The 9521-nt window shown below is 36.3% G+C and carries 12 protein-coding genes, 1 tRNA gene and 1 pseudogene; 6 read left to right on the plus strand and 8 right to left on the minus strand.

Annotated features, from left to right (window positions below; all coding sequences use genetic code 11):
- Nucleotides 1-323 precede the first annotated feature (323 nt).
- Nucleotides 324-506: a hypothetical protein gene (locus WYK_RS04715; RefSeq protein ID WP_040373443.1), complete on the plus strand. Its 183-nt coding sequence runs from the start codon at nucleotides 324-326 to the stop codon at nucleotides 504-506.
- Between the two features lie 52 nt (nucleotides 507-558).
- Here the strand turns inward: WYK_RS04715 and WYK_RS04720 are convergent, their stop codons facing one another.
- Entirely contained in the window at nucleotides 559-1446 is an 888-nt protein-coding gene (locus WYK_RS04720; RefSeq protein ID WP_040373444.1) for a DMT family transporter, read from the minus strand.
- 150 nt (nucleotides 1447-1596) lie between these two features.
- Between WYK_RS04720 and WYK_RS04725 the strand changes: the two genes are divergently transcribed.
- Nucleotides 1597-2262: an MgtC/SapB family protein gene (locus WYK_RS04725; protein ID WP_040373450.1), complete on the plus strand. Its 666-nt coding sequence runs from the start codon at nucleotides 1597-1599 to the stop codon at nucleotides 2260-2262.
- A gap of 118 nt (nucleotides 2263-2380) precedes the next feature.
- Nucleotides 2381-2453, plus strand: a tRNA-Ala gene (locus WYK_RS04730).
- Between the two features lie 123 nt (nucleotides 2454-2576).
- Here the strand turns inward: WYK_RS04730 and WYK_RS23195 are convergent.
- Nucleotides 2577-2909, minus strand: a complete 333-nt coding sequence (locus tag WYK_RS23195) for a tyrosine-type recombinase/integrase (protein WP_051387311.1) — start codon at nucleotides 2907-2909, stop codon at nucleotides 2577-2579.
- A gap of 57 nt (nucleotides 2910-2966) precedes the next feature.
- Nucleotides 2967-3116: a hypothetical protein gene (locus tag WYK_RS24815; protein WP_161629105.1), complete on the minus strand. Its 150-nt coding sequence runs from the start codon at nucleotides 3114-3116 to the stop codon at nucleotides 2967-2969.
- A 533-nt stretch (nucleotides 3117-3649) separates the two neighbouring features.
- Here WYK_RS24815 and WYK_RS04740 point away from each other — a divergent pair.
- Complete coding sequence (locus WYK_RS04740) at nucleotides 3650-5008, plus strand: MATE family efflux transporter (RefSeq protein WP_040373445.1); 1359 nt, start codon at nucleotides 3650-3652, stop codon at nucleotides 5006-5008.
- 231 nt (nucleotides 5009-5239) lie between these two features.
- Entirely contained in the window at nucleotides 5240-5752 is a 513-nt protein-coding gene (locus WYK_RS04745) for a PadR family transcriptional regulator (protein ID WP_051387312.1), read from the plus strand.
- Nucleotides 5753-5996: 244 nt separating this feature from the next.
- Here WYK_RS04745 and WYK_RS04750 read toward each other — a convergent pair whose 3' ends face one another.
- The 5 genes and pseudogenes from WYK_RS04750 to WYK_RS04770 all read right to left on the minus strand — a co-directional run bounded on the left by WYK_RS04750 (nucleotide 5997) and on the right by WYK_RS04770 (nucleotide 9171).
- The gene (locus WYK_RS04750; protein WP_040373446.1) at nucleotides 5997-6278 is read right to left on the minus strand and encodes a hypothetical protein; all 282 of its coding nucleotides are present in this window, start codon (nucleotides 6276-6278) and stop codon (nucleotides 5997-5999) included.
- A gap of 110 nt (nucleotides 6279-6388) precedes the next feature.
- Complete coding sequence (locus WYK_RS04755) at nucleotides 6389-6853, minus strand: DMT family transporter (RefSeq protein ID WP_040373447.1); 465 nt, start codon at nucleotides 6851-6853, stop codon at nucleotides 6389-6391.
- Between the two features lie 13 nt (nucleotides 6854-6866).
- Nucleotides 6867-7294: pseudogene (locus tag WYK_RS04760) on the minus strand (DMT family transporter).
- A gap of 79 nt (nucleotides 7295-7373) precedes the next feature.
- A complete protein-coding gene (locus WYK_RS04765) occupies nucleotides 7374-7688 on the minus strand; it encodes an ArsR/SmtB family transcription factor (RefSeq protein WP_040373448.1) in 315 nt (104 codons plus the stop codon).
- A 148-nt stretch (nucleotides 7689-7836) separates the two neighbouring features.
- A complete protein-coding gene (locus tag WYK_RS04770) occupies nucleotides 7837-9171 on the minus strand; it encodes an aldehyde dehydrogenase family protein (RefSeq protein WP_040373449.1) in 1335 nt (444 codons plus the stop codon).
- 182 nt (nucleotides 9172-9353) lie between these two features.
- Here WYK_RS04770 and WYK_RS23720 point away from each other — a divergent pair.
- A partial coding sequence (locus tag WYK_RS23720) for a TetR/AcrR family transcriptional regulator (RefSeq protein WP_412769692.1) occupies nucleotides 9354-9521 on the plus strand: 168 nt, incomplete at its 3' end.

Consider the following 9521-nt stretch of genomic DNA (forward strand, 5'->3'; position numbering starts at 1 on the left):
TTTCGTTATCGTTTCTTCCGAAGCGACTTGATTATCATATCATGTAAGCAGCTTTTCTGTCAACAACTTTTTTCGAAATATTTTCGTGTGCTTCATTTCGTTTTTTTTGTTTGTTGATGTTGTTGCTGTCTTAAGGACAAGAAATAATATACCACGATAAAAATATGTTTGCAATACATTTTTAAAAACTTTTTATAAAAACTCTTCCTACCGTTTGATATTTTAAAACTCTCTTATTTTATAATCACTAGATTAGTATTCAACTGACATAATACCAAGTCTGTTGAATATGCTTAATTATCAAGTATATCCGAGGTGACACAATGGACTTGCTGCTCGTTGGATTAATTATTTCATACAGCATGACACTATACTTATTTATCATTGCTTATATAGAAGCAATAAAAATTTGCAGTGCTGAAGGTAAAGTCTATGGCGGAACAATGATTGGTAGTTTTACACTTGCTTTGGTGTTTACCAGGTTCACGTATCTATTTTATTCATAATTCTATCCGTGTATAGACTATAAAAAGCAGTAAGTCTTTCGCTTACTGCTTTTTATAGTCCGCTGGAATTATTCTGTTCATCTCTTAAGAAGATCATGAGGCTTGCCAGAATAATTGCTCCCCCAACTGCTTGAGTCCACTGAATTGTTTCACCTAAAAGCCAATAAGCAAGGAGTGCTGCCCCAATTGGCTCAAGTAGAATGGCCATTGAAATGGTTGTCGTGCTCACCCACCTTAGTGACCAGTTAAACAGCGAATGTCCAAGTAAATTTGGAAATATAGCAAGCAGAATAAAATAGATCCAATCACTTGCCGGATATGGACCAAAAGAATTTCCTGCTGCCCATGCATAAATAAATAAGGTAATCGTGCTCGCCGAGTACACAATGAACGTATATGTAATAGAAGAAAGCCTCTTTCTAACCGTCTGCCCTAGCAGCAGATAAGCAGTAATGAGTCCGCAAGCAATTATGGCCAGCATATCTCCAATTAAAGCCAGCCCGCTCACCTTAAAATCACCCCAACTAATTAACAAACTGCCCAAAACAGCAACGACTCCACTAAGAATGGCTTTTACGGAAAATCGCTCCTTATAAAAGAAGTACGCACCTGCAAAAGCGAATATCGGCTGCAGGGTTACAAGAACAGTTGAACTTGCTACAGAAGTGTAGGTTAACGATTCAAACCAAAGGATAAAATGAAAGGCTAAGAAAATTCCAGCAGCACTAGCTAACATCCAATCCATTTTTTTTACCTTCGTAAGCTCCATACGATATTTCATTAAAAACAAAGGAAGCATTAAAAGTACAGAAAACATAAGCCGATAAAAAGCAATGATAGCTGATTCCGCAGTGGCAAGCTTAACAAATATAGCCGATGACGAGACTGAAACCACACCGATTGCAATAACAAAGTAAGGATTTATTTTGGGTTGTTTCATGTTGGTTCCTTTCTATAATCAATGATAAAATGTTTATATCTATTGTACGATATTTCCAAGAAATCTGAGTAAACAATCTTTCCTGTAAATCGATTGGAGAGTGACGGCCCCGTGGAATGGAGTATCAGCCTCTTAGAATGGCAAATTCTCATGAAATTAGGGATTTCCGCTTTATTAGGACTAATAATTGGCTTAGAGAGAGAAATAAAACGAAAACCAGTTGGCTTAAAAACAAGCCTTGTAATCTCTATAATCAGCTGTCTCCTTACAATTGTTTCTATTGAATCAGCTTATAGCTTTCCTGGAAGCGACCAAGTGAATGTTACGATGGATCCCCTGCGTCTTGCTGCACAAATTGTATCAGGTATTGGGTTCCTTGGTGCCGGCGTTATCCTCCGCCGTGACAATAATAGTATATCAGGGCTGACAACAGCCGCCATTATCTGGGGAGCAGCGGGAATCGGAATTGCTGTTGGTGCTGGATTTTATATCGAAGCTATTGTTGGCGTCATCCTATTAATCATTAGTGTAGAATTTGTTCCTTCGTTTATTGCAATGATAGGACCTAAGCAATTACGCCAGAAAGAAATATTGCTTAAACTGACCATTAAAAACAAAAATGATATTTCTGCTGTTATGGAGCGCATTGATGCAGAAAACATTACTGTCAAGAATGTTCGAATTAAAGACAGAGGAGAAGATAACCACCTTCTTCAATTAAGAATTCTTATCCACCAAAGACAGAAAACCACCGAAATCTATTACACGGTCTCTACATTTAAAGAAATTTCAGCAGTTGAAATTGAAAGTTTATAACGAATTCTTTAACCTCCAATGCATCAAACTTGGAGGTTATTTTATTTTTCTCGAATTATTAATCATATTCTATTGACTTTTCTCTGTTTTCCGATAAAATAATTCTTGTACATCAAACGGGGGCTTAGCTCAGCTGGGAGAGCGTTTGGCTGGCAGCCAAGAGGTCAGGGGTTCGATCCCCCTAGTCTCCATACTTTAAAACCTTTGCGCAGCAAGGGTTTTTTTCTTTTTTACCCCTTTCCTCTTTCTACTCGAAAATCATTAAAGTCCACAAAAGTTCACACAGATTCACATTTGATTTTCATTGTTAACTTTTATTTGTGCTTTTCGATCTCTTTTTCATACGAGGAAACGGCCTCTTTATCCGCATTAGGATATAAATGTGCATAATATCGTAGGGTCGTTTCCACATCCTTATGCCCTAAGCGTTGTTGAACAAGCTTTGGAGATGCACCGTTTTTAATGAGTAAACTTGCATGTGTATGTCGCAAATCATGAAACGTAATTTTCCTTACGTTTGCCTCTTTCATTAATCGATACAATTCTCGTCTCACATTGGAAGGATTCAAGAACCCACCATTCATCGTTGGAAAAACGAGATCCAAATCATGCTGATAGGCCTCACCAAACCGCATTTTCATTACCATTTGTTTTTCCTTGTGTTTCTGAAGCTTTTGGATGAGTGACGAAGGCAGGGTGACGGTTCAGTAACTTTTTTCTGTTTTCGGAATCAGTTCTGGATTTCCTTTTTCATCATACGAAACACTTCGAGTCACCGTCACCTCCCCTTTTTCAAGATCCAGATTGAACCAAGGTAAGGCAAGCCCTTCTCCTTCTCGTAACTCTGTACTCAACGTAAAATCATACATCACGTCTTTAAATTAATTTTTCAACCGAAACCTTTAATACTCCTCTCTTCAGCTTTATCTTCATCTAAATCCGAATATTAAAATGAATCCGATGTAAATCTAGTTTCAGATTTAGATACTCGGTAGTAATCTCTATACTGTTGTATTTATTTAAAAATCAGAGCCTTAGGTGAAAGACAAATCACTGTCTTCTAAAGCTAATACCCACTTCAATTAAATAAAATATGTATACCTTAGTCGTTACCGATCAGTTGAATTATGTTAACTAATATACCTGATATCCATCCCAACCGAAAACCAGGCTTTCCCACTGTACATATGTTTTTTTGTTATACCGACTTCCTGCTCTCCCTCCCTTCGTTAACCAAATAATTCATATATCACTTAACAATGAACTGATACTTTCTTCTACATAAAAATAGAGATTCCCTTTATAAATTACACTTGACGAGATAACGATATATCGTTATTATTCATTTAACGATATATCGTTATTAAAAAGAAAGAAGGGAATTCTGATGAAATTATCAGATCAATATTATTTAGAATCTGCTCCGATTCGAAAATCCATTGCACATTTGTCGATCCCCATGATGATTGGTATATCTGTTACGACTGTTTATAACATGTTAAATATCTTTTTTATTGGTTTATTACGAAACACAGATATGCTTTCCGCTATTACACTGGGACTTCCGATTTTGACATTACTAATGGCATTCGGTAGCCTGTTTGGGGTTGGTGGAGGTTCATTCGTTTCGCGTTTAATCGGGCAGAAGGAACCTGAGAAAGGAAAGAAAATTGCGGGCTACACTTTCTATGGAAGTATAATAGCTGGGTTGGTCATCGCACTCCTTGCATTTCTGTTCATTGACCCTATTGTCCATCTGTTGGGCGCAGATGCAGCTACCTTTGAGTATACAAAGAACTATGCGCTTATCTTGTTTGCTGGCGGTTTTGTTATTGTTCTTAACTTTTCTTTAGAACAATTGGTTCGCTCAGAAGGAGCTTCCAGAGTGTCCATGTACGGCATGCTTATTAGCACCTTGCTAAGTTTATTGTTTGATCCATTATTTATATTAATTTTAGGTTGGAATGTCGCAGGAGCAGCCTTTGCCATGGTACTGGCTAATTTAGGTTCGGTGATTTATTATGTTTACTTTTTAGAAAAGAAAAGTGCCCACTTAAAAGGATTTATAAAACACCTGAAAATTCCCATTCAAAATCAATTGGAGATATACAAAATAGGAGTATCTGAGCTGGTGTCATTTGTTTTTATGATTGTCACGACATTGTTATTAAATCGTTTTGCCATTGAGTATGGAAATGATGTGTTAGCTAGTTTTGGTGTGGCCTCAAGAATCGTCCAGATACCGGAGTTTTTATCTATGGGCTTGTTTTTAGGGATGATTCCATTCTTTGCAACCAACTTTGGGAGTAAAAATTTTGACAGACTCAATGCAGGAATAAAACAATCGGCTTTATGGGTTGGAATGATTTCTGTGGTCTTCCTTGGCCTTGTTTATGTTTTTAGAGAGCCTATATTCAAACTGTTTTCAAATGATGTTTCTTTATTAAGTATAGGAACTTATATAATGGCAACCATGCTCATTTCAGCTGTATTTAATGGGTTCACAGAGTTATTCATGGGTGTATTTCAAGCTACTGGTCAGGGGACATTCTTGACGATTATGTCTGTTATGAAAGGTGTTTTATTTATTCCGGTGATTATTCTATTACATCATTTGTTTGGCTTACATGGGGTAATTTGGTCACTGGCAATTACAGAAGTTATTACCTGCTTGATGGGAACGATTTTATTTATTTTGTTCAAGAGAAGGGTAAGTCATCTAAAAATGAAACCGGAATTGGTATAGTTATTATCTAGGCTTGCTAACAGGAATATCTCAACGGTAACGTGCATCAATCCATGAAAAATAAAAAACAGTCTTTATGTTAAATCTATTTTTACAACTTGGAAGTACGGGAAGATGGCGTTATAGAAAATCAGCAGGTCATTGAATTAGCCGAAACATACCTTTTAATAATAGGTGAGATTAACCAAGCAACTTTATTACCCCGTTAAAAAAATTTCAGGAGGTTTTACAATGGTCAAAAAAAACGATTTTTCTCAACATCCTTTTTTCGAAGGGCAAAGTCATTTTCAATCTAATAACTTCTTTACAGGCAAAGGAACCGGAGTAGATGATAATGGTAAACGTTTTTTCAGGCGTGGTGATATCAAAATCGTCTTGTTAAAATTATTACAAGAGCAGCCAAGACATGGATACGAACTAATCAAGGTACTTGAAGAAAGGTTCAAGGGACTTTATTCTCCTAGTCCAGGATCCGTCTATCCCACACTTCAGATGCTTGAAGATCAAGAACTTGTTAATATAATCAAGGAAGGGAGAAAAAAAGTTTATCATCTTACGGATGACGGGCAAACCTATTTAGAGGAACACAAAAACGAGGACCCCTTTAACTCAAAAATGAATATGTTTGAAAATATAGATCTAAATGAAATGATGGTCTTAAGATCTGAAATCCAAAGTCTCTACCATGAATTTTTTTTAATAGGCCGGTTGGCATTGGAAAACCCTAAAAAAAGGAACAACTAGAAAAGTTACTCGAAAAAACACGGAAAGAACTTTCGAACATTGCTAAAGACGATGAAGAAAATACAGATGAACAATAAGTGACAAAATATAAATAAATGGGATACTGCCAAACATGAAATTCATTGTTCCATCTTTTCCTTTTTTTCTAATGAATGAAATACGCTAAATGTTTTCAAGACTTTATTCGTTTCTTCTTTGGTAATATCGATAATAGGAGTTTATGTAAACTAGGTTGTTGGGAAAATTACATTGATGTAATGGCTAAAGCTAAAAGCAATAGACCAATTAGACCAAACCCGAAAAACATAACAATTAAAGCTAATATCTTGCCGAATAGACCGATATTCACTTTAATCATAATATACGCACCAATTATGACACCGAAGAGTCCTGCCGTAATCCAATAGGTATCTGCAAATCTACTATTAAAATCTACTAATTTCTCTGTAAAATAGATGTATAAAAAGCTAACTTGATAGAAAAAAGATAATACTAAAAGGACAAACCATACTTTAATCTTGTTCATTTGTACCCTCCTGTTTAAAATAAACGGTGCTTTTTACTATCATATTACACTAATAGCAACAATCTTAAAAAAACGCTGCAACTAGGCAGCGTTTCAACTTATTCAATAGACTATACGTTTGATTCTTCTCTCGAGCGTGTATTCCCTTTATAGATAAAATAAAGTGCAATAATCATAAATAGTATGGCGAAAACACGTTTACTATCTATTTCTATGACTAAACTATTGAACCATCCAAAATGATCAATCAGTACACCAATGACAAGTTGACCAGCTATTCCAGAAATATTAGTTGCGATAACCCCAATTCTTGGAACGGTCATGACAGTCAGTAGTAAATACATGGTGCCTAAAAACGCTGCACTTAATTGCCACGTAGGTGCTTCTAAAAGTCCAAGCACATTACCTCTTCCAAAAAAGATAATGAAAATGGTCAGAAACATTGTTCCAGTGAGAAAGGTTAAAAATGTTGTTTCAATTGTTCCAGCTTTTCGACTAAATGTACCATTTATAGATGATTGTGCACTTAATGTAATGCCGCCAATCAATGTAAATAAAATCATAAATAACCCCATAATTGTCTACCTCCTAGTTGATTAATATGAGTGCAATAATCATTGAAATAACTGCAAATATCTTTTCTTTATTAATTCTAGTTTTTTTACTACCTAACCACCCAAAGTGTTCAATAACCATACTCATGACTAATTGTCCGATAATTACAGCAACCATCGTTATACCAACACCAACATATGGGACACTAACAACAATGGAGGTTAAATAAACAACACCTAAGACGCCTCCAAGTAATGACCATTTAGGTGCTTCTAATGTATAGGAAAGCCTTCCTTTTCCAAAAAACAGCCATAATAGACCCATGATAATTGAACCCATAAAAAGTTATAAAAACTTGTTTCTATTTGTCCAATTGTTTTTCCTAATTCAGCATAGATAGCTCCTTCAAAGCTAAGTGCTGCTCCAGCTAATAGAGCCAGTATATAAAATATAAAGCGCATCAATAGCATCTCCTTTTTGTATAACTATATATCTAGAAAAATAGATATAAATAGGTAAAAAAACAGAAATCAATAGATATTAGATCTCTGTCCTAAAATAATTAGCTACCTGTTGAAGAAATTCCTCATTACGTCGATAGTAAGTCCATTGTCCATGACGAATTGATTCAAGGAGACCAGCTTTTTGCATCATGTTTAAGTAGCTGGAAACCGTGGATTGAGAAACCTTGGCTTTTTCTTGAATATCCCCAACACATACTCCACCTTTGTAGCTTACCTCCTTTGGCAGGTGAGCGCCTTGTTTTGGAAAGTGTTTCTCGGGTTCCTTTAACCACTCAAGGATGCGGAGTCTTGTTTCGTTAGATAATGCTTTGAATACATCAATAGGTTCCATGTGCGTAATTATAAATACTGATTTCTCAATATGTCAAGGTGAACAGGTATTTTGCGGCCATTAGAAGAAAGAAAGAAAAACAAATAATCCCCACCTAGACGTAAGTAGGGATTATTTCAGTTACTAGAGAAAGCACATAATAGGTTTTTTATTTTGCTTGAATGAAAACACCTTTTTCATGTGAAAAAGCTTTGAAGCCATAAATGCCATGGTAAGAACCAAGACCGCTGGTATTCACACCGCCAAATGGTAAATTGTACTCGCTAAAATGGACCACAACATCATTAATGGATGCATTACCAGATGTTGTTTGATTCACAACTTTATCAATGACTTTTTGATTAGAACTGAATACATACAAAGCAAGTGGTTTATCTCGCTCATTAATATAATCAATTACTTCATCTAGTTCATCGTAATTAAGTAAAGGTAAGATTGGTGCGAAGATTTCCTCTTTCATGATGTCCATATCAGGCGTAACTTTCTTCAATATCGTAGGAGCAATGGTACGGTCGTATGCGTCAAATTGTCCGCCGAAGACAATCTCTGCACCTTTGCTAATGGCATCATCGAAAAGGGCTTTAACCCGGTTAAAGTTACGGTCATTTACGATTTGTGTGAATTTGTTTCTGTCAGCCGTGCCATCTTCGGCTAAGAATCCAGCCTGTACCACAGCTTGTAAATGGTTGGTGAATACTTCTTGCTGTTCTTCTTTGATGAAAATATAATCAGGAGCAACACAGGTTTGTCCCGCATTCACAAATTTGCCTACTGCGATTTTTTTAGCTGCATCCAGCAAGTCGTATTCGTTATCAATGATGGTTGGACTTTTCCCCCCAAGTTCGAGCGTTACAGACGCTAAATGCTTTGCAGCAGCCGTCATAACGATTTTGCCTACATTCGTGCTTCCAGTGAAGAAAATATGGTCGAAAGGCTGGTCGAGAAGCTCTGTCGCTACATCAACCTCTCCTTCAAAGATTGCCACTTCTCTCTCATCAAATGCTTCACGAATGATTTTAGCCGCGATCTGGCTTGTTTTCATGGTGAAATCAGATAGTTTGATGATTGCGTTGTTACCTGCTGCAATGGCTGCGGCAAGCGGTGCCATCGTTAACATGAATGGATAATTCCATGGTCCAAGTATTAAGCAAGTCCCTTTTGGTTCATAATTTAAATAGCCTTGTGCTTCAGCATTTAAAGAAGAACCTACTACTTTAGGAGCCATCCACTCATCAAGGTGGTTAATATTATCTTTAATCGCTTTAATTGTTCCAAGAACTTCTACCTTTTTCACTTCAGTGTAAGGTTTACGGACATCTAGCTGTACGGCTTCGATAATCTCTTCCTCGTGTGCTGCGATAACTTCTAAAAATCGATTAAGTTTCGCTTTTCTTTGCTCTGAGGTCGATGCACGCATAACTCTTTGGTGTTTCTTTTGACTTTGAAATACGCGTATTATTTCTTCTTTTATCTGAATATCCATTCTTACATTCTCCTCCTCAAAACTATATATCGAAATGTAATAGCCTAACATTTGCTTTATTTATCCCTCAAAATTATTATAGATTTTTAACGAGGACTAATAAAGACAACATCAGCGTCTATGTACGTTACCGTATATTTGCGAAGAGTCTGTTCAATATAACATGCTAGGAGGTCCTTTTTGTGTCGTCACATTATGAAAAGCCAAGTAAGGAAATCACCCCTTCAAAAATAAAGTCCGCTTTATTGTCCTTACTTAGAGAAAAGGACATTCGTCATATTACTAGTACAGAAATAGCTGAGCAGGCATCTGTCAGCAGAGGAGCGTTATATAATTACTATGAAGATAAG

This window comes from Peribacillus psychrosaccharolyticus ATCC 23296, from assembly GCF_000305495.1.
Lineage (GTDB): Bacteria > Bacillota > Bacilli > Bacillales > DSM-1321 > Peribacillus > Peribacillus psychrosaccharolyticus.